Genomic DNA, 25,595 nt, shown 5'->3' with positions numbered 1-25,595 from the left:
GCGAATTGTACCGGTAATGACCCACCGGGCCGGTGCTGGCGCGGCGCACAGAATGGCCGAGCGTCGGCGCGGGGACTGAGTGCCGGAAGTAATCAAGACCAGTCACCCTCCTGTAGTCAATCGCCAGATCTGGTCAGATCAAGCATGCAAGTTGCCCGCATCGGCCATCAACGTGACGCCCGTGCCATACGGGCCGGCGCCGCTTCGCGCACCGCGTAGGCGCGCAGGAACAGATCGACCGATCCGGCAAGGTGCGCTTCGATTTCCTCCTCCGTCGGGGCCGGGCCACCGAACACCAGGCAGGCGTGCGGCTCGCCCTTGAGCAGGGCGAAGAACTGTCCGGCCGCGCGCGGCACATCGGCGATGTCGAGTTCGCCGGCGTCGATCCGGCGCTCGAGCAAGGTGGCGAAATCGCCCTGGACCCGCATCGGGCCGGCTTCCCAGAACAGCTTGGGCAGGGCCGAGTGGGCGACCTGCGGGGTGCACAGCATGCGATGGCCGGCGACCGCTTCGGGCGAGCTGATCATGCTGTAGAAGGCGCGGGCGATGGTCGCCAGGCGCTCGCGCAACGGCGTCGCCGGCGAGGGCTCGAACAACGACGACGGCAGCGACTGTTCGCAATGCGCCTCGATGGCGGCGGCGAACAGCGCGTCCTTGTCGCCGAAATGGCTGTAGACGGTGAGCTTGGAGACCCCGGCCTCGGCGGCGATCTGGTCCATGCTGGAGCCGTCGTAGCCGAGCTGAGTAAACATTCTTTTGGCCGCCTCCAGGATGGCGGCGCGCTTTCCCAGATCCTTGGGACGTCCCGGTCCGGTGGACTTCGGGGGGCTAGGCTGGCGTGAAGCAGTCATGCGGGAATACTAGACTATTGAGTTTGATATTTATACAGTACCGCCAGGTACAATAATTAACCTCGAGGTCACCCGCAATGCGCAGCAGTCCCCCCACCGCTGCCCGCTTCGCCCTGGTTGCGATGCTTGGCCTTTCGACCCTGGCCCTGGCGGCGTGCAGCAGTGACGCCAAACCGGAGGAGGAAGCCCGCCCGGTGCTGGTGACCCGCCCCGGTGAATCGACCCAGACCGCAACCGCCTTTGCCGGTGAAGTGCGCGCCCGCGAGGAAAGCCCGCTGTCGTTCCGCGTCGGCGGCAAGCTGATCGAGCGCAAGGTCGACGTCGGCGCCCACGTGCGCAAGGGCGACCTGCTGGCCGTGCTCGATCCGGGCGACCTGCAGGCGCAGGCGCGTGCCGCACAGGCCCAGCTGACGGCAGCCCAGGCCGAACTGGGTCGGGTGAAGGCCGACCAGGTCCGTTTCGCCCGCCTCGCCAATGAGCAGCTGGTCAGCCGTTCGACGCTCGATGCGCAGAACGCCGCGACCCAGGCCGCACAGGAGCAGGTCAATTCCGCCCGCGCCAACCTCGAGGTCGCCCGCAACCAGGCCGCCTACTCGCAACTGCGGGCACCGGCCGACGGCGTGATCGCCACGCGCAGCGCCGAGGCCGGCCAGGTCGTCGCTGCCGGCCAGGCGGTGTTCTCGCTGGCCGCCGATGGCGTGCGCGAAGTCGCCTTCGCCCTGCCCGAGGGCATCGTGTCGGAGATCAAGCCGGGCCAGCCGGTGCTGGTGGAGTCGTGGTCGCAGACGGGCAAGCGCTGGCCCGGTCGCATCCGCGAGATCTCGCCGGCGGCCGATCCGGCCTCGCGCACCTATGCGGCGCGGATCAGCGTCGACGCACCGGACGGTGCGCTGGAACTGGGTCAGAGCGCGCGGGTGTACCTGCCGGGCGACGGCCATGGCGGCCTGAGCGTGCCGCTTGCGGCCGTGCAGCGTGGTGCCAATGGCAATGCCGTGTTCGTGGTCGATCCGAAGACGTCGACGTTGAAGCTGCAGCCGGTGCAGACCGGTCCGTTCGGCGAGGATCGCGTGCCTGTGATCAGTGGCGTCGGTGAGAATGATTGGGTGGTCGCCGCGGGCGGCCATCTGCTGCGTGTCGGGCAGAAGGTGCAGCCTGTAGATCGCGACAATCGTCCTGTGGCGGCGAACTGACCCATGCGCTTCAACCTCTCCGAATGGGCCCTGCGCCATCGCAGCCTGATCGTCTACGCGATGCTGGTGATGGCCATCGCCGGCACGTTCTCCTACCTCAAGCTGGGTCGCAGCGAGGATCCGTCGTTCACCTTCAAGGTGATGGTGATCCGCACGCTGTGGCCGGGCGCGACCGCCGAAGAGGTCTCGCGCCAGGTCACCGAGCGCGTCGAGAAGAAGCTGATGGAGACCGGCCAGTACGAGTTCATCCGCTCGTACTCGCGCGCCGGCGAATCGCAGGTGATGTTCGTCGCCAAGGATTCGCTGCGCTCCAAGGACATCGGGCCGCTGTGGTACCAGGTGCGCAAGAAGATCGGCGACATCCGCCCGACCCTGCCCAGCGACGTGGTGGGTCCGTTCTTCAACGATGAGTTCGGCGACACCTTCGGCAATATCTACGCGCTTACCGGCAAGGGCTTCGACTACGCCGTGCTCAAGGACTATGCCGAGCGGGTGCAGTTGGCACTGCAGTCGCAGCCGGACGTGGGCAAGATCGAACTGTTCGGCGTCCAGGACGAGAAGGTCTGGATCGAACTGTCGAACGTCAAGCTGGCCACGCTCGGCATCCCGGCGTCGGCAGTGCAGCAGGCGCTCGACGAGCAGAACGCGATGGTGCCGGCGGGATTCTTCGAGACCGGCAGCACGCGCGTGCCGCTGCGCGTGGGCGGCAAGTTCAAGTCGGTCGAGCAGATCCGCGAGTTCCCGATCCGGGTCGGCGACCGCACCTTCCGCCTCGGCGACGTCGCCGACGTGCGCCGCGGTTTCTCCGATCCGCCGGCGCCGCGCATGCGCTTCATGGGCGAGGACGCGATCGGCATTGGCGTGGCGATGAAGGAAGGTGGCGACATCCTCAAGCTCGGCAAGACCCTGGAGGGCGAGTTCGCCGCGCTGCAGAAGACGCTGCCGGCGGGCATGCAGCTGCGCAAGGTCGCCGACCAGCCGGCCGCGGTCGAGGAGTCGGTCGGCGAGTTCATCAAGGTGCTGACCGAGGCCGTCGCCATCGTGCTGCTGGTCAGCTTCTTCTCGCTCGGCCTGCGCACCGGCCTGGTGGTGGCGCTGTCGATCCCGCTGGTGCTGGCGATGACCTTCGCGGTGATGTCGTTCTTCGGCGTGGGCCTGCACAAGATCTCGCTGGGCGCGCTGGTGCTGGCGCTGGGCCTGCTCGTCGACGACGCGATCATCGCGGTGGAGATGATGGCCATCAAGATGGAGCAGGGCTTCAGTCGCCTGAAGGCCGCCGCGTTCGCCTGGGAAAGCACGGCGTTCCCGATGCTCACGGGCACGCTGATCACCGCGGCGGGCTTCCTGCCGATCGCCACTGCGCGTTCGAGCACTGGCGAATACACGCGTTCGCTGTTCGAAGTGGTCACCATCGCGCTGATCGTGTCGTGGATCGCGGCGGTCGCCTTCATTCCGTATCTCGGCGACAAGCTGCTGCCTGACTACGGGCACGCAGCGCCGCCGCCGAAGCCGGGCTCCTTGCCGGCGCGCTGGCGCGGTTTCCGCGAGCGCCTGGCCGATCGCTTCCCGGCCCTCCACGATTACCTCGCGCCGAAGCCGTCGATCGACGGCCACGTCCATGACCCCTACGCCAGCAAGTTCTACACGCGCTTCCGTGGCTGGGTGACGTTCTGCGTGCGCCGCCGCTGGCTGGTGATCGCCGTCACCGCGGCGGCGTTCGTGGCTTCCGTGTTCGCCTTCCGCTTCGTGCCGCAGCAGTTCTTCCCGGATTCGACGCGGCCGGAACTGATGGTCGACGTCGAGCTGGCCGAAGGCAGCTCGCTGCGCGCGACCGCAGAACAGTCCGAGCGCCTGGAGAAGATCCTCGCCGGCCGCAAGGACCTGGCCAGCTATGTCGCCTACGTCGGCACCGGGTCGCCGCGCTACTACCTGCCGCTGGACCAGCAGCTGCCGGCGGCCAACTTCGCCCAGTTCGTGCTGACGCCGAAGAACCTGGACGCGCGCGAGGACATTCGCCACTGGCTGATCGAGGATGTGTTCAAGCGCTTCCCCGAGTTGCAGATGCGGGTGACGCGCCTGGAGAACGGGCCGCCGGTCGGCTACCCGGTGCAGTTCCGCGTGTCGGGCGAGCACATCGACCAGGTCCGCAGGATCGCCTGGCAGGTGCAGCAGAAGATCCGCGCCAACCCGCACGTGGTCAACGTCAACTTCGACTGGGACGAGCCCAACAAGGTCGTGCGCCTGGTGGTCGACCAGGAACGTGCGCGTGCGCTGGGCGTGAGTTCGGCGCGGCTGGCGCAGTTCCTGTCGAGCTCGCTGTCGGGCTCGCACGTGAGCACGTACCGGGAAGGCAACGAGCTGGTCGAGATGCTGCTGCGCGGCCCGGCCGAGGAGCGCCTGCGCCTGGAAATGCTCAGCAGCCTGATGGTGCCGACGCAGAGCGGGCAGAGCGTGCCGCTGACACAGATCGCCACGCTCGAGTACGGCTTCGAGGAAGGCATCATCTGGCACCGCGACCGCAGCCCGACCATGACCGTGCGCGCCGACATCTATGACGGCACGCAGCCGGCCACGGTCACCGCGCAGATCTCGCCCACCCTTGATGAGCTGCGCGCGAAGTTGCCCTACGGCTACTCGATCGATGTCGGTGGCAGTGTCGAGGACTCCGCCCGCGGACAGAACTCGATCGTCGCCGGTGTGCCGCTGTTCCTGTTCGCGGTGTTCACGCTGCTGATGATGCAGCTGCGCAGCTTCTCGCGCAGCTTCCTGGTGCTGCTGACCGCGCCGCTGGGGTTGATCGGCGTGACCTTGTTCCTGCTGGTGTTCCGGGTACCGTTCGGCTTCGTGGCGATGCTCGGCACGATCGCGCTGGCGGGCATGATCATGCGCAACTCGGTGATTCTGGTCGACCAGATCGAACACGACATCGGCGCCGGCGCCGAGCACTGGCAGGCGATAGTCGAGGCCACCGTGCGCCGCTTCCGCCCGATCGTACTGACCGCACTGGCGGCGATCCTGGCGATGATCCCATTGTCGCGCAGCGCCTTCTTCGGACCGATGGCGGTGGCCATCATGGGCGGCCTGACGGTGGCGACGTTCCTGACGCTGCTGTTCCTGCCGGCGCTGTACGCGGCGTGGTTCCGGGTGAAGGCGCCTTAGTCGAAGGCGCCGCGACCGCCTGCCGGCCCGGCGCCTACCAGCCCCAAGGTGCCGCCGGTGCCGGCACCGGCCGGGTCAGGTCGAACTCCACGCGGAACCTGCGATCCGGGCGCGTGAGCTCGTAGGCGAACATCCGTCCCGGCTCGATCTCCATCGCCCAGACGTTGGTCATCGAAGCGGCGCGATGGTTGCGTTCGAACACGCGCTTGGATTCGGCGTCGACCGGGAATTCCTGGCGCGTGGCGCTGCCGCGGCTGACCGTGTCGCCGCCGTACATCGACAACGGGTCCTCGCCACCGTCACGGTGGCGGTGGTCGTGCTTGAGCGTGATCCCGGTCAGGGTCCGCGTCAGCAGCCAGGTGCGGGAATGGTCGTCGCCGACGTGGAACGGGATCGCGATGCGGTCGCGATCGCATTGACGGACATGCATGATCAGCGCCCTGCCGGCAAACGGGTCGCCCGGCATCGCCGGTTCGTCGACGACGATGCGTCCGGCGAAGGCCTTGCCGCATAGCGTCTGCAGGCTGGCGAAGAAGCTGTCGGCGGGCTCCTGCCGGTGGTCGCCGGTGACCGGTGGCGCATCCGCCTCCGGCGGCGCGGAGTGGCATGCCGACAGAAGCAGCACGGAAGCGATGGCAGCGGTGGCAAGTCGGAGGGTGCGCGTCATGCGCGCACCCTAGCCGTGCTGCCGTGACCTTGCAATCAAGCCGTGGTCGTTGGCGGGCCGGGAACCGGAACCCTGGCGGAACCTTCAGTCGCGCATCACCACCGGCTCACATTCGATCTGCAACTGCGCCAGCACCGCGGCGGTTGCCGCCTGGGTGCCGACGCCACGCCCGGCCGCGGCGAGGTCCGCCGTGAAGACTCCGGCATCCAGCGCCGCGCCGACCGCTTTCTCCACGCAGCGCGCCTCGCTCTCCAGTCCCAGCGAGTGACGCAGCAGCAGCGCCGCGCTGAGGATCGTCGCGTAGGGATTGGCGATGCCGCGGCCGGCGATGTCCGGTGCCGAACCGTGGATCGGCTCGTAGAGGCCGACCCTTCCTTCGCCCAGTGACGCCGACGGCAGCAGGCCGAGCGAACCGGCCAGCATCGACGCCTCATCGGTGAGGATGTCGCCGAACATGTTCTCGGTGACGATCACGTCGTACTCGCGCGGCTTGGCCAGCAGGTGCATGGCCATCGAGTCGACCAGCTGGTGCTCGAGGGTGATGTCGGGGAACTCGTCGCCTACGACCCGCGTCGTCACCTCGCGCCACAGCCTGGAGGTCTCAAGCACGTTGGCCTTGTCGACCGAGGTCACCAGGCCGCGACGCTCGCGCGCCAGCGTGCAGGCGCGACGGACCACGCGCTCGATCTCGGCGACGGTGTACCGGCACAGGTCGCTGGCCGAGTCCTTGTCGCGCTGCTTGTCACCGAAGTAGATGCCGCCGGTGAGCTCGCGCACGACCACCAGGTCGACGCCGTTGAGCAGGTGCGGCTTGATCGGCGAGGCGCCGAGTGCGGCCGGGTGCGGTTTGACCGGTCGCAGGTTGGCGTACAGGCCCATGGCCTTGCGGATCGCCAGCAGGCCCTGCTCGGGGCGCACCGCGGCCTTGGGATCGGACCACTTCGGTCCGCCGACCGCACCCAGCAGCACCGCATCGGCGCGCTGAGCTGCGGCCAGGGTTTCGGGTGGCAGCGGCGAGCCGATGGCATCGATGGCGGCGCCGCCGATGAGGTGCTGTTCGAAACGGAAACCGTGGCCATAGCGCTGCGCCACTGCGCGCAGCACCTCGACCGCAGCGGCGGTGACCTCCGGGCCAATGCCGTCGCCGGGAAGAACGACGATGTCAGCTTGCATGGACGAACTCCTGCTGTGATGGCGAATGATTGGGTGGCGACTGGGTGGTGGATTCGAAGCGGCGGGCTTCGAAGAGGCTGATCGCTTCGTCCTGGCGGAGCAGGTAGCCGAGCTGGTCGACGCCTTCGAGCAGGCAGGTCTGGGCAAAGGCATCGAGCGGGAATTCGACGCGGCTGCCGCCGGGCAGGGTCACGCTGCGCTGCGCGATGTCGATGTGCAGTTCGATGCCAGGCCGTTCGAGCAATTCATCGACGACGGCTTCGTCGAGCACGATCGGCAACAGGCCGTTCTTGAGCGCGTTGCTGCGGAAGATGTCGGCGATCTCGGCGCTGATGACCGCGCGCAGGCCGAGGTCGGCCAGGGCCCACGGCGCATGCTCACGTGAGGAACCGCAACCGAAATTGCGGCCGGCGACGAGGATGCCGGCGCCGGCATTCTCGGCGCGGTTGAAGGCGAAATCCGGGTTCAACGAACCGTCGGCAAGGCGGCGCCAGTCGTTGAAGGCGAACTGGCCCAGGCCCTTGCGCTGCGTGGTCGTGAGGAACCGCGCCGGGATGATCTGGTCGGTGTCGATGTTGCGTTCGCGCAGCACGACGGTGCGGGAGGTGAGTTCGGTGAAGGGGCGCATCAGGGGGTCCCGGAGTCGGAGCGAATGCAGACCGTCATCCCCGCGAAGGCGGGGACCCAGCGTCGTGGCCGTTGGCTTTCGTGCCGCGCGAAGCGAAGGCGCTGGGTTCCCGCCTTCGCGGGAATGACGGGGGACGATGTGCGGCGCGCTTCCATCACGCCACCTCCATGATCTGGGCCTGTTGCGCCGGCGCCGTCGTCAGATACGGCCGCGGATCGGTGATCTCCCCGGCGACCGCGCACGCGGCCGCGGTCAGCGGCGAGGCCAGCACGGTGCGTGCGCCCTTGCCCTGTCGGCCTTCGAAGTTGCGATTGCTGGTGGATACCGCGAGCTGCCCTGGGCCGACCAGGTCGCCGTTCATGGCGATGCACATCGAACACCCGGGTTCGCGCCATTCGGCACCGGCTGCACGCACGACCTGGTCGATGCCTTCGGCTTCCGCTTCGCGCTTGACCTGCGCCGATCCAGGCACCACCAGCATGCGCACGCGCGGATGCACGTGACGTCCGCGCAGCACGCTGGCGGTTTCACGCAGGTCGGACAGGCGCGAGTTGGTGCAACTGCCGACGAAAACCACGTCGACCGGTCGGCCCGCCAATGCCGCGCCCGCCTGCCAGCCCATGTAGTCGAGCGCCTTGGCCTGGTCGCCATCGCCGGAGGCGGGCACGTGCGCAGCGATCGCCGCGACCTGGCCCGGGTGGGTGCCCCAGGTCACCGTCGGCTGGATGTCGGCGGCATCGATGCGGACCTCGCGGTCGAACCGCGCACCTTCGTCCGTGCGGAACCGGCGCCACTGCGCAACTGCCGAATCGAAGGCCGCACCTTGCGGGACGCGCGGCCGCCCGCGCAGGTAGTCGAACGTAACCTCGTCCGGCGCGATCAGTCCGGCGCGCGCGCCTGCCTCGATCGACATGTTGCACACCGTCATCCGCTGCTCCATCGACAGCGCACGGATGGTGGAACCGCGGTACTCGATGACATGGCCGGTACCGCCGTTGACGCCGATCACGCCGATCACGTGCAGGATCAAGTCCTTGGCACTGACGCCTGGAGCAAGCGCGCCATCGACGTTGATCGCCAGCGTCCTGGGTTTGCGTTGCAGCAGGCACTGCGTGGCCAGCACATGGCCGACCTCGCTGGTGCCGATACCGAATGCGAGCGCGCCGAACGCACCGTGGGTCGCGGTGTGGCTGTCGCCGCAGACGATGGTCTGGCCGGGCTGGGTCAGGCCCAGCTCCGGGCCCATCACGTGGACGATGCCGCGCTGCGGGCTGTCGTAGTCGAACAGCTCGACGCCGAAGCGCGCGCAGTTCTCGCGCAGCTGGTCGACCTGCGCGCGTGCCTCGGCATTGACGTATGGGTGCTGGCCATCGGCGCCGGCAGGCAGGGTCGGCGTGGAATGGTCGAGCGTGCCCTTGGTCAGTTCCGGGCGGCGCACCGGCAGGTTGCGCTCATCGAGCTCCGCGAAGGCCTGCGGCGAGGTCACTTCATGGATCAGGTGCAGGTCGACGTAGAGCGTGGCCGGCGCCGTCTCGCTTTCGGGCGTCACGACATGGGCGTCCCACAGTTTGTCGAACAGGGTTTGCGGTGCTTGGCTGGTCATTGGCTGGGCTTGTGGTTGTGCTTTCAAAGCCCTTCTCCCGCGCGCGGGAGAAGGGTTGGGATGAGGGCGCTCTTGCGCTAGGCAATCGCCGCCGTCCTGCGCTCGGGTCCGGCAGCGCCAACCGCGCGCGTGCGCAGCACCCGGTTGGCGATATCCAGCCACGCCAGCGCACTGGCTTCGAGGATGTCGGTGCTGGTGCCCGAGCCGGTGACCTCGACGCCGTCGATGCGCGCGATCAGGCTGGCCTGACCCTGCGCGTCGTCGCCGGTGGTGACGCTGGAGACCTGGTAGCTGTCGATCTCCAGCGCCAGCCCCGTGGCGCGGGCCAGCGCCGCGAACAGCGCGTGCACCGGGCCGTCGCCGATGGCGGCCTCGCTGACGGTGGTTCCGTCGGCATCGACCAGCTGCACGCTCGCGGTGGGCAGGCTGTCCTGCGCGACGCCGGTGCTGACATGCAGGCGGGCGAGGCGATGACCGCGCGCGGCGCGCTTGTCGGCGCCGAGCACCAGCGCCTCCAGGTCGGCATCGAATACTTCGCGCTTCTTCTCCGCCAGCGCCTTGAAGCCGGCGAACACGGAGTTCAGCTGCGCCTCGTCGAGGGCGAAGCCCAGCGCCTGCAGGCGATCGCTCAGCGCCGCGCGGCCGCTGTGGCGGCCCATCACCATCTGCGACTGCGCCCAGCCGACGTCCTCCGGCCGCATGATCTCGTAGGTGCCGCGGTGCTTGAGCATGCCGTGCTGGTGGATGCCCGACTCGTGGGCGAACGCGTTCTGTCCGACCACGGCCTTGTTGCGCTGCACGGCCATGCCGGTGATGCGCGACAGCAGGCGCGAGGTCGGCACCAGCCGGCGACTGTCGATGCGGGTGTGCGCGCCGTAGTACTCGCCGCGCACGCGCAGGGCCATCACCAGTTCCTCGAGCGCGCAGTTGCCGGCGCGCTCGCCGATGCCGTTGATCGTGCACTCGACCTGGCGCGCACCGCCCTCGATTGCGGCCAGCGAGTTGGCGACGGCCAGGCCGAGGTCGTTGTGGCAGTGCGCGGAGAATACGGCCTGGTCCGCGCCGGCCACATTCGCCCGCAGGTACTCGAACAGGGAGCGGATCTCGCTCGGCGTGGTGTAGCCGACGGTGTCCGGGATGTTGAGGGTGCGAGCACCGGCGGCAACTGCAGCGCTGCAGATCTCCGCCAGGAACTCCGGCTCGGTACGCAGCGCGTCCTCGGCAGAGAACTCGACATCGTCGGCGTGCCGGCGCGCCAGCTCAACGCCCATCACTGCGCGCTCCAGCACCTGCTCGCGGCTCAGGCCCAGCTTGTGCTCGCGGTGCAGCGGGCTGGTCGAGATGAAGACGTGGATGCGCGGGTGCACGGCACCCTCGAGCGCCCGTGCGCAGGCCTCGATATCGCCCTGGTGGCAGCGGGCCAGCGTCGCGACAGTGGCGCCACGCACTTCGCGGGCGATCGCGCGCACGGCGCCCATGTCGGTCTCCGAGCTGGCCGGGAATCCGGCCTCGATCACATCGACACCCAGTTCCGACAGCGCATGGGCGAAGCGAAGCTTCTGCGCCGGCGTCATGCTGCAGCCCGGTGACTGCTCACCGTCGCGCAGGCTGGTGTCGAAGATGCGTACTCGGGAGGCGGGGTCGTTCATGCGGTGAGCTCCTCGGTGCGGGTGCGCACGGCAGCGGCGCGAATGGGTGGGGTGGTGGGTGTGGCGGGACGGAACGTGGTGATGGCCGGCTCCAGTGACGCCTGCGCCGGGTGCTCGCGATGGCGGCGGCGCGGCCGCCGCGGTGCGCGCGGACGTATCTCCGAAAGCAGTTGCGCGAGCACGCCGGCATCGAGGTTGCCGCCGGAGACCACCGCGCACTTGCGCTTGCCGGCGACGCGACGGCCGGCGGCCAGTGCCAGCGCGCCCGCGCCCTCGGCGATGACGTGCTCTTCCAGTGCCAGGCGCACGAGCGTTTCGCGCAGCTCCGCCTCGCGCACGACGATCACGTCATCGAGCAGCTGCGACAGCAGCTGGCGGGTCAGATGGCCGGGCTCCTTGACGCGCACGCCATCGGCGAGCGTCGCCGCCGGCTCGCGCAGGGCGCAGTCGCCGCGCAGGGCACGACACATCGAGTCGACGCCCTCGACCTGGGCGCCGATCACGCGTACGCGCCGCGCCCCTTGGGGCGCGGACAGGCACGCCCACTTCAGCGCCAGTGCGACGCCCGAAGCGAGCCCGCCGCCGCCGATCGGCACCAGCACCACGTCCGGCCCCAGCGCCGCCAGTTCCAGCCCGACCGTGCCCTGGCCGGCGATCACGTCGGGATCGTCGAAGGCCGACAGCACGCGGTAGTCGTTCTGCAGGGCCAGCTCGGCCGCGAAGGCCTTGGCCTCGTCGTAACTGTCGCCGTGCAGCCGCACCGTCGCGCCCCAATGCGCCACGCCGGCGATCTTGGTCTGCGGCGCGCAGCGCGGCATCACGGTGATCGCATTGACGCCAAGGCGGTAGGCCGCCCACGCCAGTCCCTGCGCATGGTTTCCGGCGGACGCGGCGATGACCGTGCGATGGTCGCCGCGCTCGCGCGCGGCCAGCAGCGCATTGAGGGCGCCGCGCACTTTGTAGGAACCGGTGCGCTGCAGGTTCTCCAGCTTCAGCCAGCAGCCGAAGCGCTCGGCATAGTGGAGCGGGGTCGGCGGCAGGTAGCGGCGCAGGCGAGCCTGTGCCGCCAGTACGTCACCGACGTCGACGGTCTGTACGTGCGTGCTTACGTCGCCGTCCATGGCATCAGACCGCCGTCAGCCAGCCGGCATGCGCCGGCTCTTCACCGCGCACGACGCGGGCATACAGGGCCGACAGCTCGCGCGTGACCGGGTTGTCGCCGAACTCGCGTCGATCGAGGACGCTGATCGGCGCTGCCTCGGCCGCCGTCCCGCAGACGAAGACCTCGTCGGCGTCGAGCAGCTCGTGATGAGTGACGGTGCGCGACTGCGCGCCGCTCAGCCTGATCAGCGTGTCGCGGGTGATGCCGGGCAGGGCGTCGCGGTGCTCCACCGCGGTGACCTGGCCATTGCGCACCATGAACACATTGGCGCCGGTGCACTCGACGACATTGCCGTCCTCGTCGACGAACAGCGCCTCGTCGAAGCCGCGCGACTTGGCTTCGCGCTTGGCCAGGATCGAGTTGACGTAGCCACCGCACAGCTTCAGCGGCGGCAGCGCGCTGGCCGGATTGCGCCGCCACGGCGACACGGTCAGGCGGGTGCGGTCACCGGCCAGGTGCACGCGCTGGGCCATGGTCGCGACCATGAAGTGCTGGCTCAGTTGCGAGACGTCCAGGCCGATGCTGCCGGTGCCGAACCACGCCAGCGGGCGGATGTAGGCATCGCGATGGCCGTTGGCACGCAGCGTCTCCAGCGTCGCTTCGAAGGCGCGCTCGACGTCGAAGTCCAGGCCTATCAGCTCGGCGCCCTTGCGCATGCGCTGCAGGTGCTCGGGCAGGCGGAACACCGCCGCGCCCTGGCGCGTGGCATAGCTGCGGATGCCCTCGAACACGCCGGTGCCGTAGTGCATGGCGTGGGTGGTCAGCGGCGCCTGCAGCGAATCGGCGCTGGCCAGTTTGCCGTCGAACCACAGCATCGGCGTCGTATCAGTCGGAGTCTGGCTGCGGCGCGCATCGTCCAGGCGCGTACCGTCGAGTAGCTGCAGCGGCATCGCCGTGCCTCGCTGGCGCGCGCCCTGTTGACTCTCGGTGACGGTCATTGACACGGCGACACCTCCACCGAGAGGCAGTCGTAGAGCTTGGCGAGCTGGCTCTGCAGGCTGGTGTCGGCGCGGTCGCCCTCGACCGTCAGGCGCAGGTACCAGCGGTCGCCGTCGGGCTGCGCCTCGCCATCGACGGCGAGCGGACGGAAACCACGGCGTTCGGCGGCGCCCAGTACACGCGCCAGCGCACCTTCGGCCTGGCGCAGGGTGAGATCAAGCTGGTATCGCATGGCGGGGGTCCTCGACGGTGGGGGTGGCAATGGCGGCGCGCGCATCCGCTTCCGGATCGAGCATCTGCGCGTTGTTGTGGTTGGGCGGCACCAGCGGCCACACGTTCGCGGCCTGGTCGATGGCCACGTGCAGCAGCGCCGGACCGGGGGCGGCCAGCAGTTGTTGCAGCGCGGCCTCGACGCCGTCGGCGCGATCGACATGCAGCGCCTGCACGCCGAAGGCGGCGGCAACGGCGACGAAGTCGGGGTTGTCGGACAGGTCGATCTCGGAATAGCGGCGCTCGAAGAACAGCTCCTGCCACTGCCGGACCATGCCCAGGGCCTGGTTGTCGAGCAGCACGATCTTCACCGGCAGGCCGTAGCGACGCAGCGTCGCCAGCTCCTGCACGTTCATCAGGAACGAGCCGTCGCCGCTCACGCACACGACTTGCGCCGCCGGGTCCTGCATCTGTGCGCCGATCGCGGCCGGCAGGCCGAAGCCCATCGCGCCGAGTGCGCCGCTGGTCAGGTGCTGGCGCGGTTCCTTCATGCGCCAGTGCTGGGCGACCCACATCTGGTGCTGGCCGACATCGCAGGCAACGATGGCATCGGGCGCCAGTTCCGACAGGCGCTTGAGCAGCGACGGCGCGTACACGCTCTCGCCTGGGGCGTCGTAACGCGCGGCGTGTTCGCGTGCGCGCTGCTGGCAGGTCGCACGCCAGGTGCGGCGGGCGATGCCGTTGCGTCCGTGCAGGTGCGCCGCGCACGGCAGGGTCAGCGCGGTCAGGGTGGTGCGGATGTCGCCGCGCACGCCGACATCGGCGTGGCGCAGCTTGCCGATCTCGCAGGCGTCCAGGTCCATGTGGACGACGCGCGCATTGGGCGCGAACTCGGCCAGCTTGCCGGTGGCGCGGTCGTCGAAACGTGCGCCGACGACGATCAGCAGGTCGGCTTCCTGCACCGCCAGGTTGGCGGCGCGGCTGCCGTGCATGCCGAGCATGCCCAGGTTGAGCGCGTGCCCGGAGGGCAGCGCGCCCAGGCCCTTCAGCGTCAGCACGGTCGGGATCTGCGTGGCATCGACGAAGGTGCGGAACGCCGCCACGCAATCGCCAAGCGCGATGCCGCCGCCACCGTAGACCAGCGGCCGCTGCGCCTGCGAGATCAACGCCAGCGCCGCGTGCAGCGAGGCATCGATCGGTGCGGGCACATCGTCGATGTCGACCGGCACATGCGCCGGCAACGACGAGGCATCGCCGAACTGAACGTCCTTGGGCAGGTCGATCAGCACCGGACCCGGACGGCCGGAGCGGGCGATGCGGAACGCTTCCGCCACCATCCGTGGCAGGTCCTCGACCCGCCGCGGCAGGAAGCTGTGCTTGACGATCGGCATGGTCATGCCGAACACGTCCAGCTCCTGGAAGGCATCGGTGCCCATCAGCGCCGTCGGCACCTGGCCGGTGATGACCACCATCGGCACCGAGTCGAGCATCGCATCGGCGATGCCCGTGACCAGGTTCGAGGCGCCCGGACCGGAGGTGGCGACGCATACGCCGACGCGCCCGCTTGCTCGTGCGTAGCCATTGGCCGCGAATGCCGCGCCCTGTTCGTGGCGGACCAGCACATGGCGCAGGTCCGACCCGTGCAGGGCGTCGTAGAAGGGCATGATCGCGCCGCCCGGATAGCCGAAGAGCGTATCGACGCCTTCGGCCACCAGAGCCTGCACCAGCCAGCGGGCACCGTTCATCACGCGGCCTCGGTCTGCGCCGGGCGCGCGGCGGTGGCCGCTGCCGGTTGCGGTGACGACGCCAGCCACTTCATGTTGGCGCGCAGCTTCTTGCCGACCGCTTCGATCGGATGGTCGAGGTCGGCCTGCTTGAGCGCCTTGTAGTTGGCGTTGCCGGCGGCGTACTCGGCGATCCACTGGCGCGCGAACGTGCCGTCCTGGATCTCGGTCAGCACCTTCTTCATCTGTGCGCGGGTGTTGTCGTCGACGACGTAGCTGCCGCGGGTCAGCGCGCCGTACTGCGCGGTCTCGCTGATGAACTCGTGCATGCGGGTGATGCCGCCTTCATAGAACAGGTCGACGATCAGCTTCAGTTCGTGCAGGCACTCGTAGTAGGCCACCTCCGGTTGATAGCCGGCCTCGACCAGCGTTTCCCAGCCGGCCTGGACCAGCTTGGTGGCGCCGCCGCAGAGCACGGCCTGCTCGCCGAACAGGTCGGTCTCGGTCTCTTCCTTGAAGGTGGTCTGGATGGCGTTCTGGCGCGCACCGCCGATGCCGGCGCAGTAGGTCAGCGCGAGCTGCTCGGCGTTGCCACTGCGGTCCTGGTGCACGGCATAGACGGAAGGAACACCGCGGCCGATCTCGTACTCGCGACGCACCAGCGCGCCCGGGCCCTTGGGCGCAACCAGCACGACGTCGAGGTCATCGCGCGGGGTGATCTGGCCGTAGTGGACGTTGAAGCCGTGGGCGAACAGCAGGCAGGCACCTGGTGCAATGTTCGGCTCGATCACTTCGCCGTAGAGCTGCGGCTGGACCATGTCCGGGGTGAGCACGGCGACAAGCTGCGCGTTCTTGACCGCTTCGGCGGGCGTGGTGACGGTGAATCCGTCGGCCTTGGCCTTGATCTCGGTCGGGCCGCCCGGTCGCAGGCCGATGGTGACGTCGAAGCCGGAGTCGCGCAGGTTCAGTGCATGGGCGCGGCCCTGGCTGCCGTAACCGACGATGGCGACGCGGGGTTTGGAGCTGGTGGTCATTGCAAAGTCCTTGTGGTGTTCGAAGCGGAAGGAGGAGCAGGGACGGACGACTTCATGCGGGACACATCAGGCGAGTGCGGGCTCGCGTGGTTCGGTAGTAGTGCCGGTGCTCGCGTCGACCAGTTGGCTGGCGATGCGGCGGTCATCGAGCGGACCCGGCGCGGTCACGGCGCCGCGCGAGGCTGAACTGACGAGGCGCGCGTACTTGGCCAGCACGCCGGTGGTGACGCGCGGGGCGATGCGTGCAGGTGTGCGCGTGGACAGGTCGGCATCCACGTCGATCCGGCGCGTGCCGACATCGATCCGCACCCGGTCGCCTTCGCGCAGCTTCGCGATCGGACCACCGTGCGCGGCCTCGGGCGAGATGTGCCCGACCATGAAGCCGTGCGTGGCGCCGCTGAAGCGGCCATCGGTGATCAGGGCGACGTCGTTGCCCAGGCCCTGGCCGACCAGCGCTGCGGTCACCGCCAGCATCTCGCGCATGCCCGGGCCGCCGGCAGGACCTTCGAAGCGGATCACCACGACGTCGCCGGCATCGATCTGTCGCGCCTGCACCGCCGCGAACGCCGCTTCCTCCGAATCGAAAACGCGCGCGGTGCCTTCGAAATGCTCGCGACCGTGGCCGGCCAGCTTGACGATGCAGCCTTCGGGGGCGAGGTCTCCGTAGAGGATCGAATAGCCGCCACGCGGCTTGATCGGGTCGTGGATCGGACGGACGACATCCTGTTTGGCCGGTGCGGGAACGTCATCGAGTTCGGTGAAGAACGAGCGGCCGGTGACGGTGGCGATGTCCTCGATCAGGCCCGCGGCGCGCAGCTCGCGCGCGACCAGCGCGGTGCCGCCCTGTTCGAACATCTCCGCGGCGGTGTAGCGGCCGCCGGGCTTGAGGTCGGCGATCACCGGCGTGATGCGCGCGGCGGCTTCGAACTCTTCCAGGTCGAAGGCAACGCCGGCTTCGTGCGCGATCGCCAGCAGGTGCAGGGCGGCATTGGTGGAGCCGGCAGTGGCCGAGACCGCGCGGGCCGCGTTGCGCAACGCAGCTGGGGAGAGGATGTCGCGCGGTCCCGGCCCGCCGTTGCGCAACCGGTCCATCACCAGCGCGCCGCAAGCCCGGGCGGAGGCCGGCTTGTCGGCGTGGATCGCGGGGATGTCGTTCAACTGCAGCGGCGACAGGCCGAGGAAGGTCAGCACCATCGCCATCGTGTTGGCGGTGAACTGGCCGCCGCAGGCACCGGCGCCGGGGCAGGCATGGGATTCGATGCGGTGCAGCTCGGCATCGTCGATGCGGCCGGCGGAGTGCGCTCCGACGGCTTCGAAGACGTCCTGGACGGTGAGGGGGCGGTCCCCCTCTCCCTGGCCCGCTTCGCGAGCCTGTCCCTCCCCAGCGAGGGGGGAGTGGGTGTGCTTCGACGGACATCGGCCGGGCATGATCGTGCCGCCGTAGAGGATCACGGTCGGGATATCCATCCGCGCCGCCGCCATCGCCGCGGCCGGGATGGTCTTGTCGCAGCCGACCAGCAACACCATCGCGTCGAGGCAGTGGCCGTTGACGGCCAGCTCGATCGAATCGGCGATGGTCTCGCGCGAGGCCAGCGAACAGCGCATGCCATCGGAGCCCATCGCGATGCCGTCGGTGACGGCGATGGTGTTGAACTCGATCGGCGTGCCGCCGTTGTCGAGCACGCCCTGGCGCACGTCCTGGGCGAGGTCGCGCAGGGTGAAGTTGCACGGCGACACGTCCGACCAGGTGTGGACGACGGCGACCAGCGGCCTGGCGATCGCGGCGTCGTCCAGGCCGGTGGCGCGCAGCATCGCGCGTGCCGGTGCATGTGCGGGGCCTTGCTTGATGGCATTGCTTCTCACGAACTGGCTTCCTTGGTGGAAACCAGGTCCGCAAAAACAAAAACCCCGCGCCGTTTCGGGCGCGGGGTCTTTGTGTTTCAGACCTGGGTGGTGTGGTGTTGCTTACACGAACCCGTACCCCGCGCTGGCATGCCCGGTAATAAGTACGAGTACAAGAATGAGTGCCGCCGATGCGGTCAGGGTCAACGCAAGTCGCAGCGACTCGGCCGTGCCTTGCGGCCGGGCCTGAGCGGTCTGCGGGTGGTTGCTGCGCTGCGTCATGGAACCGAGGTAAACATGCCCGGCGCGGGCATGTCAACAGTTTCGTATGAAACAGCGCGAGGTTGCGACGGGCTCCTCATCTCCCCGCCAGCCGTTCGCGCAACGCCGCGTAGTCGACCGCCAGAGGCTCTGCGAAGGCCGGCCACGACAGCGTTTGCGCCAATGCCGGCGGCGGTTCGACGGCATGGCCGACGAGCGGTTCGACGATGGTCTCGAACTTGGCCGGGTGGGCCGTGGCCACGACCGCCCAGGGGCGACGATCGCCTTGTGCACGCAGTTGCTCGAGCACATGCAGGCCGGTGGCGGTGTGCGGGCAGGGCACGATGCCGTGGCGCCGTGGCGCCTCGCCGATGGTGGCGGTGATGGTGGCGTCGTCGACCGCGAATGCCTTCAGGGCGTTGCGCAACTGCGCGTCGTCATCGTGCCAGTACCGCAGCCGTTCGAAGTTGCTGGGCGCGCCGACATCCATGGCATTGGCCAGCGTCGCGCGGGTCGCCTGCGGAGCATAGTCGCCCCCGGCGAAATAGCGCGGCAGCACGTCGTTGGCGTTGCTGGCCAGCACCAGCTCACCGATCGGCAACCCCATGCGCCTTGCGAGGAAGGCCGCGCAGGCATTGCCGAGGTTGCCGGTGGGGACGATGAAGTTGAGCGGCTGCCCGTGCTCCGAGAAAAACCTCAATGCCGCGTGCGCGTAGTAACCCACCTGCGGCAGCAGGCGACCGAGGCTGATGCTGTTGGCCGAGCTGAGCGACATCGACTGTCGCAGCGCTTCGTCCGACAGCGCCTGCTTGGCCAGTCGCTGGCAGTCGTCGAAGCTGCCGGCGACGCGGTAGGTGCGCACGTTGGCGCCCCAGCATTCCAGGCCATGCGCCTGGCGTGGCGAGACGCGGCCTTCGGGGTAGAGGATCACCACTTCAAAGCCGGGGCGGCGGTGGAAGGCAGCCGCCACGGCCGCGCCGGTGTCGCCGGAGGTCGCCACGAGGATGGTTGTCGGCGGTGCCCCCTGCGGACGCAAACGCGACAGGGACTCGGCGAGGAAGCGCGCGGCGTAATCCTTGAACGCGGCCGTCGGCCCATGGAAAAGCTCGAGCAGATGGTCGCCTTCGCCGGTCATCGAACGCAGCGGGGCGGGAAAGGAGTAGGCGTGTTCGCAGATCGCAGCTAGCGAATCGCGCAGCGACGAAGCGGCGAAGTACGGCGCAAGCACCGCCTGCGCGGTATCGGCCAGCGTTGCCCCGGGTTGCAGGGTCAGCGTCGGGATGCGCTCGGGCACGTAGAGGCCGCCGTCGGGAGCGAGTCCGGCGACGAGGGCCTGGTCGATCGAGGTGGGAGGTGTATTGCCGCGAGTGCTGGTGAAATTCATGGGAACCACTGGATGAGCTCGCCACCCGTCATTCCCGCGAAGGCGGGAACCCAGTGACATTGCTGTTGATGACTGGTCAAAGCCAAGTCACTGGGTCCCCGCCTTCGCGGGGATGACGAGTGACCTCATTAATGACCTCACGAGATTAATGACCTCACGTCACGTCAGCGGCATCACATCCGCCCGCGGCCCCGCCACCGGCGTGACGTACGCGCGCGAGCCGTACCCCGCCTGCGCGAACGCCGCCTGCATCGCCGGTGCCGCCGCTTCGGCCTCGGCCTTCGACGCGAACCACGCGAACGTGCTCGGTCCGGCGCCGGAGATGCTTGCGCCCAATGCACCGTGGTCCAGCGCCGCTGCCTTGGCCTCTACAAAGCCCGGAATCAGCGGCGCGCGGCGAGGTTCGACCAACAGGTCGTGCAGGCCTTCGCGCAGCAGCGAGGCATCGCCACGTTGCAACCCGGTCAGGAACAGCGCCAGGTGCGAGCTCTGCTCGACCACCAGCGACAGCGGATACGGATCGGCCAGCACCGCGCGGGCGCGACGCGTCTCCAGCATCTGGTCGGGGTGGACGACCACCGCGTGCAACCAGTCGGGCACGGCCAGCGGAATCATCCGCGTTGCCGTGGCCATGACCACGCCACCGAGCAGCATCGGCGCGACGTTGTCGCCGTGGCGACTGCCGCTCGACACCGACTCGCCGTCGAGGGCGAATTCGTACAGCGCCTCGCGCGGCAGTGGCGCGTCGAGGAGGGCGTTGGCGGCGACCAGCGCGGCAACGCAGGAGGCGGCGGAACCGCCCAGGCCGGAGCCGAGTGGGATGCCCTTTTCCAGTTCCAGCTCGAAGCCGAAATCCAGGCCAAGCCCGGTTCGCAGCGAGATCAGCGCCTGTCCGGCGGTGTTGCGCGCAGCCTCCAGCGGCAGCGACTCGGCGCCGGCGACATCGCCGCGGATCGCCGCGATGCGCACTTCCGGCTGGGCGATCCGACGCACCTGGGCGATGTCGCGCACACCAGCGATGGAGTGACCGAGCAGATCGAAGCCGACGCCGATGTTGCCGACACTGCCCGGCGCAAACGCGCGGCACTGCAGGCGCCGATCGTGCGCGGCAGCGCCCGAAGAAGCCTCGATTTCAACCTTCGTCAAATCAGCACTCATGCGTGCGCCTCGACCGGCACGCCGGCATGCAGCAGTGGCATTCCGCTGGGCGATCCCAGAGACTGCGCGATGGCCAGCACATCGCCGAATACACCGGCGGCCGTCACGTCCGGACCCGCGCCCGGACCTTGCACGACCAGCGGATTGTCGGCATAGCGGCGGGTACTGAACTGCACCAGGTTGTCGGTCAGGCGGGTATGGCAGCAGGCGTGTTCGCGCGGCAGGGCGACCACGCCGACGCTGGCGCGACCGTCGCGGTCGAGGCGGGCGAGATGGCGCAGGGCGCGCTGCTCCGCGTCGGCTTCGCGATAGCGCGCCAGCATCGGCGCATCCATTTCATCCAGGCGGGCCAGGAACTCGTCCCGGCCGACCGCGCGCAGTGCCTGTGGCACCAGGTTCTCCACTTCCACGTCCTCCAGCGACAGCACGCGACCGGCTTCGCGCGCCAGGATCACCAGTTTGCGCGCGACATCGAGGCCGGACAGGTCGTCGCGCGGGTCGGGTTCGGTATAGCCCAGCGCCTGCGCCTCGCGGACCAGCTGCGAGAACGCCACGCTGCCGTCGAAACGGTTGAACAGCCACGCCAGTGTGCCCGAGAGCATGCCGTCGATGCCGAACAGCTCGTCACCGGTGTCGAGCAGGTTGCGCAGGGTCAGCATCACCGGCAGGCCGGCGCCGACCGTGGCCTCGTAGCGGAAGCGACCGCCGCCGCTGCGGCTGGCGTCCTGGATGGCGCTGTAGTGGGCCCAGTCGCCGCTGCCTGCATGCTTGTTCGGCGTGACGACGTGGATGCCGGCGGCGAGCCAGTGCGGGTACAGCGCGGCGACCGCCGGGCTGGCGCTGCAGTCGACGATCAGCGCATGTGGCAGGTGCTCGCCGCGGACATGGCTGGCGAAACGCTCGAGGTCGACTGGCTCGGCGGCGCCACCGTCGAGGCGCGCGACCGCGTCTGCCGGCTCCACGCCGCGCTCGTCCAGGTGCATCGCGCGGCTGTTGGCGAGTGCGCGCAGGCGCAGGTCGAGGCCGGAGCGTTTGCGCAGCTGCGGCAGTGCCGCCGACAACTGCAACAACAGGGCGCGTCCGACCTGCCCCGGGCCAATCACGCCGACCGACAGGCTCTGTGGCGACAGCCAGAAGGCGGCATGCGCGGCACGGAGTGCACGCGTGGCGTCCTTGTCGCCGATGGCGACGGAAATGTTCCGCTCGCCCGCGCCCTGTGCGATCGCACGGGCATTCACCCGTGCCTGCGCCAGGCCGCCAAGCAGCCGCGCCGCCACGCCCGGCGTGCCGACCATGCCGTCGCCGACCGCGGCCAGCACGGCGATGCCGTCGGTCAGGGTCACGCCCTGCGCCTGGCTGTCGGCGATGGCATCGGCAAAGGCGGCGGCGATCGCGTCGCGGGCACGTTGTGCCTGGTCGGCGCGGACCACGCAGCAGATCGAGTGCTCGGAGGATCCCTGCGAGATCATCGTCACCGACACGCCGGCCCCGCGCAGCGCGCCGAACAGGCGCTCGGCCGCGCCCGGCACGCCGACCATGCCGTTGCCGACCAGTTCGACGATGGCCATGTCGCGCACCAGGCTCAGGCCTTTTACCGGCGCGCCATCGGGATCGCTCTTCGGGCTGATCAGCGTACCCGGCAGGTGCGGCCGGCGGGTGTTGCGGATCCACAGCGGAATGCCGCGCTCCTGCACCGGCGCCAGCGTCTGCGGGTGCAGCACCTTGGCGCCGAAGTAGGCCAGTTCGCAGGCTTCGGCATACGACATCGACGGCAGGCAGACTGCTTCGGGCACCAGCCGCGGGTCGGCGGACAGCACGCCGTCGACGTCGGTCCAGATCGTCAGCGCATCGGCGTCGAAGAGGTTGGCGAAAATCGCCGCCGAGTAGTCGCTGCCATTGCGGCCGAGCGTGGTGGCGCGCCCTTGCGCGTCGCGCGCGACGAAACCGGTGACGACGACGTGGCCGCTGCCGTTGCGCGCGCGCCACTCGGCCAGTCGCGCGCGGCTGGCGGGCCAATCGACGGCCATGCCCATCTCGCCGGGGTGCACGACCAGCACGTCGCGTGCATCCAGTCGCAGCCAGCCCGGCGCAGTCGCGGCAAGCGCGGCGTGCATCAGCCGCGACGACCAGACTTCGCCCCATCCGGGCAGCGCCGCCGCGATCGGTTCCGCAGCGCTGCCGTCGCCGGCGATCGCGGCGAGCTCGCCGCGCACCGACTCGAACTCCTCATCCAGTGCCGACTGCAACGCCTGGTTGCCGTCGCCGTCGAGCGCGTCGGCCGCGGCACGGTGCCGCTGCCGCAACGCTTCCCAGGCCGGTGCCCAGTCCTGGCCGGTGCGGGCACCGGCGACCAGGGCGATCAGCGCATCGGTGACGCCCTGCATGGCCGACACGACCACTACACGGGTACTGGCCTGGTCATCGAGCAGGCCGGCGGCGATGCGATACAGCGCGGCATCGGCAAGGCTGCTGCCGCCGAATTTGTGGACGTGGCATTGCGCCGTGGGTCTGGCGCGATCGGGTGGTGCGGCATCGGCGGAAGGCATGGCTCGGGCTCCTGGTGGGCCCCGCTTCCGGTCCGGGTGCACACCTGCGCACCCGGGTCGGGTGCGGAGGCGTGGTCTGGTTCAACTGGACACGCCCGTCCGCACCCCGAAAGGAGTGGTACCGGTACCCGTGGTAATCGCAACGGCCACGACGTCGACGTCCCGGCGTGAGCCCGGGATGTGCTGTGTCTGCGGCGGCATGTTGCGATGCGTCATGGAACGAGAAGATCACGCGGTTCAGGGGGCTGTCAACAGTTGCATCTGTAACGGGAAAACGGCCTTCCGCATCCGCCGGGGCCACCCGCCCAGGCCTTATTCAACGCAGCAGTGCAGTCGCAGCGCTGGCCATGGCAGCGCCGGATTGCAGCTCCTTCACCAGCAACGATTCGAAGGCCGGCGGATCCTCGATGTGCGGGATATGGCCGACCCTGTCGATGACGCGCAACCGCGACTGCGGCACCAGTGCCTGCAGGCGACGGGCCTGCGATATCGGCGTGACAGTATCGTCGGCGCCCCACAGCAAGGTCAGCGGCACCTGCAACCGGCTGATGCCTCCCGGGTCGGTGCTCGAACCCCGCTCGGGGACGCAGGCGAAATGGTAGGCCCATGCGCCCAGTGCACCGGTGGCACCGTCCAGGCTCGACGGTCGGCGGTACTGTGCGAGGCGAGCGGACGTGATCGCCTCCTTGCGAGCGACGAAACTCGCCAGCAGCTTCCTGCTCCACAGCGGGTTGGTCGCGGTGGCGGCGAGCACGGTGTGGCGTAACGGCGCGATCGCGAACGCGCGGCAGGAGGTCGAATCGGGTGCTGGTCGCGAATCCAGGCCGAGTGCGGCATCGACCAGCACCAGCTGGCGCACGCGCGCCGGCGCGACCAGCGCCAGCTCCAGTGCGGGACCGCCACCGAACGAGTGGCCAACGACAATGGCGCGATCGACGCCATGATGATTGAGCACGCCGACCAGTCGTCGCGCCTGCGCGGCGCGACTGAAATCGACCTGCACCGACTTGTCCGAGTAGCCGAACGGCGGCAGGTCCACGGCGATCACGCGGTAGCCGGCCTGGCTCAACGCCGGAATCAGACTGAACCAGGTGCCGCTCCACGCGGCCGTCCCATGTACCAGCAGAAGCGGCGTGCCATCGGCGCGGCCGCTGACCTGCGAATGCACCATCACGCCATCGACGCGGGTGTAAGTGCCTCCCGCAGGTGCGCTCGCGACCACCGCATCGCGCTCGTGGACGAACCCGTAAGCCAGGCTGGCAAGCAGGTACAGCACCAGCATCAGCAGCGAGAGTCCAAGCACGCGCAAGGGCCAGGTGAACACCGTGCGGGGGCTAGTAGTCAAAGACGTGCTCCACCGGCCCGCCGCTGGCGACCTGACTGGACAAGAGCGCATCGAGGCGTGCAACCGGAACCTCCAGCACCCGGCGCTCGAAATCGGCACGGGTCAGGATCGGCTGCCGGATCAGCACGCGTGCATCCGCCTGGACCGGTTGCGCGACCGGCGCGACCACGCTGACCAGGATCAGGCCGCGGTTGCCGGCGATCTCGACGAAGCGGCTCCCGCCCAGCGAGAGCGTGGTCGCGTAGTCGGTGAATGCCTGGTAGCGCGGAACCTCGACGAGCGCCTGCCGGCCGCTGCCCTGATACAGCCGCCGCAACTCGGGCAGCTTGCCTTCGATCCCGTCCGGCAGGCCTTCGACCACCGCCACGGTGGTGGCGCGCGGCGCCTCGAACGTCGACCTCGTTGCCTGCTTGATCAGCGCCGCATAGCCGGCCTTGACGATCCACTCGCTGGTCAGCGCGTAGCGCCGTTCCCATTTGCGCAGGGCGTCGTTCCCCCACCACGGCGTCTGCGTCCACAGCGTCTTCAACGGCGTGACGAAATCGAACTCGTACCAGGGACGTACCCGGATGAAGTCGACATAAGCCCGCGCCTGTTCGGTCGCAAGCCTGTCCTCCGGCGTGGCGTTCGGCGCCGACGTGAGTTCGGTGAGCCGGCCGACCAGGGTTTCGTAGGCGCCCTTGATCGCGTACTCGACCGTCGTGCTCACGCCGATCACCACGATCATCGTGTGGTACTCGCCGTTGAACGGATACTTGCCCCGGGTGGCGCCGATGATCTGCCGATAGGCGCCCCAGAACTGGCCGACATGGCCGAAGAACGGGAACGAGCTTGCCGGCTGCGAAGCCTGCAGCACATCCGCGTACTCGTCCGGGCTGAATACCAGGAACCACTCCGGGAACGTGAGGTAGGTCTGGTCGGCGCCGCGACGGTCCTTCTCAAGCGCCTGCAGCCCGTCCGTCCGCGCCTGCGGCAAGGCCGCGGTGGCGCAGGCCAGCAGCACGACGGCGGTCAGCACGCGCAATCTCAGCAAGCGCGACAGCAATGACTTCATGCGCAGTGACTTCATG

The 25,595-nt window shown here is 69.1% G+C and carries 18 protein-coding genes and 1 pseudogene; 2 read left to right on the top strand and 17 right to left on the bottom strand.

The features are described from left to right. Window positions 1–167 precede the first annotated feature (167 nt). Window positions 168–851, bottom strand: coding sequence for a TetR/AcrR family transcriptional regulator (locus AC3A3X_RS07475; protein WP_487582397.1), 684 nt, complete (start codon window positions 849–851; stop codon window positions 168–170). A gap of 122 nt (window positions 852–973) precedes the next feature. On the opposite strand from AC3A3X_RS07475, the gene AC3A3X_RS07470 reads away from it, so the two are divergent. Together AC3A3X_RS07470 and AC3A3X_RS07465 are read left to right on the top strand one after the other, a co-directional pair. Further along, window positions 974–2,041, top strand: a complete 1,068-nt coding sequence (locus AC3A3X_RS07470; RefSeq protein WP_487582476.1) for an efflux RND transporter periplasmic adaptor subunit — start codon at window positions 974–976, stop codon at window positions 2,039–2,041. Between the two features lie 3 nt (window positions 2,042–2,044). Further along, the gene (locus AC3A3X_RS07465; protein WP_487582396.1) at window positions 2,045–5,200 is read left to right on the top strand and encodes an efflux RND transporter permease subunit; all 3,156 of its coding nucleotides are present in this window, start codon (window positions 2,045–2,047) and stop codon (window positions 5,198–5,200) included. Window positions 5,201–5,234: 34 nt separating this feature from the next. On the opposite strand, the gene AC3A3X_RS07460 is transcribed toward AC3A3X_RS07465, so the two are convergent. The 16 genes and pseudogenes from AC3A3X_RS07460 to AC3A3X_RS07385 form a co-directional block, all read right to left on the bottom strand. Then, window positions 5,235–5,867, bottom strand: a complete 633-nt coding sequence (locus tag AC3A3X_RS07460) for a hypothetical protein (protein ID WP_487582395.1) — start codon at window positions 5,865–5,867, stop codon at window positions 5,235–5,237. 84 nt (window positions 5,868–5,951) lie between these two features. Continuing rightward, window positions 5,952–7,040: a 3-isopropylmalate dehydrogenase gene (gene leuB, locus AC3A3X_RS07455; protein WP_487582394.1), complete on the bottom strand. Its 1,089-nt coding sequence runs from the start codon at window positions 7,038–7,040 to the stop codon at window positions 5,952–5,954. After that, entirely contained in the window at window positions 7,030–7,668 is a 639-nt protein-coding gene (gene leuD / locus AC3A3X_RS07450; protein ID WP_487582393.1) for a 3-isopropylmalate dehydratase small subunit, read from the bottom strand. Before leuD ends, leuB begins: the two co-directional genes overlap by 11 nt. 154 nt (window positions 7,669–7,822) lie before the next feature. Continuing rightward, window positions 7,823–9,271: a 3-isopropylmalate dehydratase large subunit gene (gene leuC, locus AC3A3X_RS07445; RefSeq protein ID WP_487582392.1), complete on the bottom strand. Its 1,449-nt coding sequence runs from the start codon at window positions 9,269–9,271 to the stop codon at window positions 7,823–7,825. 77 nt (window positions 9,272–9,348) lie between these two features. Beyond that, window positions 9,349–10,920, bottom strand: coding sequence for a 2-isopropylmalate synthase (locus tag AC3A3X_RS07440; RefSeq protein ID WP_487582391.1), 1,572 nt, complete (start codon window positions 10,918–10,920; stop codon window positions 9,349–9,351). Further along, window positions 10,917–12,041 (bottom strand): threonine dehydratase, encoded by a 1,125-nt coding sequence (locus AC3A3X_RS07435; RefSeq protein ID WP_487582390.1) that lies wholly within the window; start codon window positions 12,039–12,041, stop codon window positions 10,917–10,919. The genes AC3A3X_RS07440 and AC3A3X_RS07435 overlap by 4 nt, the downstream gene beginning before the upstream one ends. Window positions 12,042–12,045: 4 nt before the next feature. Next, window positions 12,046–13,020 (bottom strand): aminotransferase class IV, encoded by a 975-nt coding sequence (locus AC3A3X_RS07430; RefSeq protein WP_487582389.1) that lies wholly within the window; start codon window positions 13,018–13,020, stop codon window positions 12,046–12,048. Beyond that, window positions 13,017–13,253, bottom strand: coding sequence for an ACT domain-containing protein (locus AC3A3X_RS07425; RefSeq protein WP_158732233.1), 237 nt, complete (start codon window positions 13,251–13,253; stop codon window positions 13,017–13,019). The genes AC3A3X_RS07430 and AC3A3X_RS07425 overlap by 4 nt, the downstream gene beginning before the upstream one ends. Next, entirely contained in the window at window positions 13,237–14,976 is a 1,740-nt protein-coding gene (gene ilvG, locus AC3A3X_RS07420; RefSeq protein WP_487582388.1) for an acetolactate synthase 2 catalytic subunit, read from the bottom strand. Before ilvG ends, AC3A3X_RS07425 begins: the two co-directional genes overlap by 17 nt. Next, window positions 14,976–15,992 (bottom strand): annotated as a pseudogene (gene ilvC / locus AC3A3X_RS07415) (ketol-acid reductoisomerase); the annotation flags it as partial. The gene ilvG and the pseudogene ilvC, both read right to left, overlap by 1 nt. Before the next feature lie 63 nt (window positions 15,993–16,055). Beyond that, window positions 16,056–17,852, bottom strand: coding sequence for a dihydroxy-acid dehydratase (gene ilvD / locus AC3A3X_RS07410; RefSeq protein ID WP_487582387.1), 1,797 nt, complete (start codon window positions 17,850–17,852; stop codon window positions 16,056–16,058). 337 nt (window positions 17,853–18,189) lie between these two features. After that, on the bottom strand, window positions 18,190–19,476 hold the full coding sequence (gene thrC, locus AC3A3X_RS07405; RefSeq protein WP_487582386.1) for a threonine synthase: 1,287 nt from the start codon (window positions 19,474–19,476) through the stop codon (window positions 18,190–18,192). 159 nt (window positions 19,477–19,635) lie between these two features. Then, entirely contained in the window at window positions 19,636–20,622 is a 987-nt protein-coding gene (locus AC3A3X_RS07400) for a homoserine kinase (RefSeq protein WP_487582385.1), read from the bottom strand. A gap of 8 nt (window positions 20,623–20,630) precedes the next feature. Next, window positions 20,631–23,180, bottom strand: coding sequence for a bifunctional aspartate kinase/homoserine dehydrogenase I (thrA, locus tag AC3A3X_RS07395; protein ID WP_487582384.1), 2,550 nt, complete (start codon window positions 23,178–23,180; stop codon window positions 20,631–20,633). A 316-nt stretch (window positions 23,181–23,496) separates the two neighbouring features. Next, the gene (locus tag AC3A3X_RS07390; protein WP_487582383.1) at window positions 23,497–24,525 is read right to left on the bottom strand and encodes an alpha/beta fold hydrolase; all 1,029 of its coding nucleotides are present in this window, start codon (window positions 24,523–24,525) and stop codon (window positions 23,497–23,499) included. Then, window positions 24,515–25,594: a hypothetical protein gene (locus AC3A3X_RS07385; protein WP_487582382.1), complete on the bottom strand. Its 1,080-nt coding sequence runs from the start codon at window positions 25,592–25,594 to the stop codon at window positions 24,515–24,517. Before AC3A3X_RS07385 ends, AC3A3X_RS07390 begins: the two co-directional genes overlap by 11 nt. Between the last annotated feature and the right edge of the window lies 1 nt (window position 25,595).

The organism is Lysobacter sp. Soil_N_23, assembly GCF_057656135.1.
This window is presented reverse-complemented; position numbering and strand designations above follow the sequence as displayed.

Excerpts from the sequence above, each read along its gene's own strand:
- AC3A3X_RS07475 (WP_487582397.1), bottom strand. The coding sequence starts at position 851 with ATGACTGCTTCACGCCAGCCTAGCCCCCCGAAGTCCACCGGACCGGGA.
- AC3A3X_RS07470 (WP_487582476.1), top strand. The coding sequence starts at position 974 with ATGCTTGGCCTTTCGACCCTGGCCCTGGCGGCGTGCAGCAGTGACGCC.
- AC3A3X_RS07465 (WP_487582396.1), top strand. The coding sequence starts at position 2,045 with ATGCGCTTCAACCTCTCCGAATGGGCCCTGCGCCATCGCAGCCTGATC.
- AC3A3X_RS07460 (WP_487582395.1), bottom strand. The coding sequence starts at position 5,867 with ATGACGCGCACCCTCCGACTTGCCACCGCTGCCATCGCTTCCGTGCTG.
- leuB (WP_487582394.1), bottom strand. The coding sequence starts at position 7,040 with ATGCAAGCTGACATCGTCGTTCTTCCCGGCGACGGCATTGGCCCGGAG.
- leuD (WP_487582393.1), bottom strand. The coding sequence starts at position 7,668 with ATGCGCCCCTTCACCGAACTCACCTCCCGCACCGTCGTGCTGCGCGAA.
- leuC (WP_487582392.1), bottom strand. The coding sequence starts at position 9,271 with ATGACCAGCCAAGCACCGCAAACCCTGTTCGACAAACTGTGGGACGCC.
- AC3A3X_RS07440 (WP_487582391.1), bottom strand. The coding sequence starts at position 10,920 with ATGAACGACCCCGCCTCCCGAGTACGCATCTTCGACACCAGCCTGCGC.
- AC3A3X_RS07435 (WP_487582390.1), bottom strand. The coding sequence starts at position 12,041 with ATGGACGGCGACGTAAGCACGCACGTACAGACCGTCGACGTCGGTGAC.
- AC3A3X_RS07430 (WP_487582389.1), bottom strand. The coding sequence starts at position 13,020 with ATGACCGTCACCGAGAGTCAACAGGGCGCGCGCCAGCGAGGCACGGCG.
- AC3A3X_RS07425 (WP_158732233.1), bottom strand. The coding sequence starts at position 13,253 with ATGCGATACCAGCTTGATCTCACCCTGCGCCAGGCCGAAGGTGCGCTG.
- ilvG (WP_487582388.1), bottom strand. The coding sequence starts at position 14,976 with ATGAACGGTGCCCGCTGGCTGGTGCAGGCTCTGGTGGCCGAAGGCGTC.
- thrC (WP_487582386.1), bottom strand. The coding sequence starts at position 19,476 with ATGAATTTCACCAGCACTCGCGGCAATACACCTCCCACCTCGATCGAC.
- thrA (WP_487582384.1), bottom strand. The coding sequence starts at position 23,180 with ATGCCTTCCGCCGATGCCGCACCACCCGATCGCGCCAGACCCACGGCG.
- AC3A3X_RS07385 (WP_487582382.1), bottom strand. The coding sequence starts at position 25,594 with ATGAAGTCACTGCGCATGAAGTCATTGCTGTCGCGCTTGCTGAGATTG.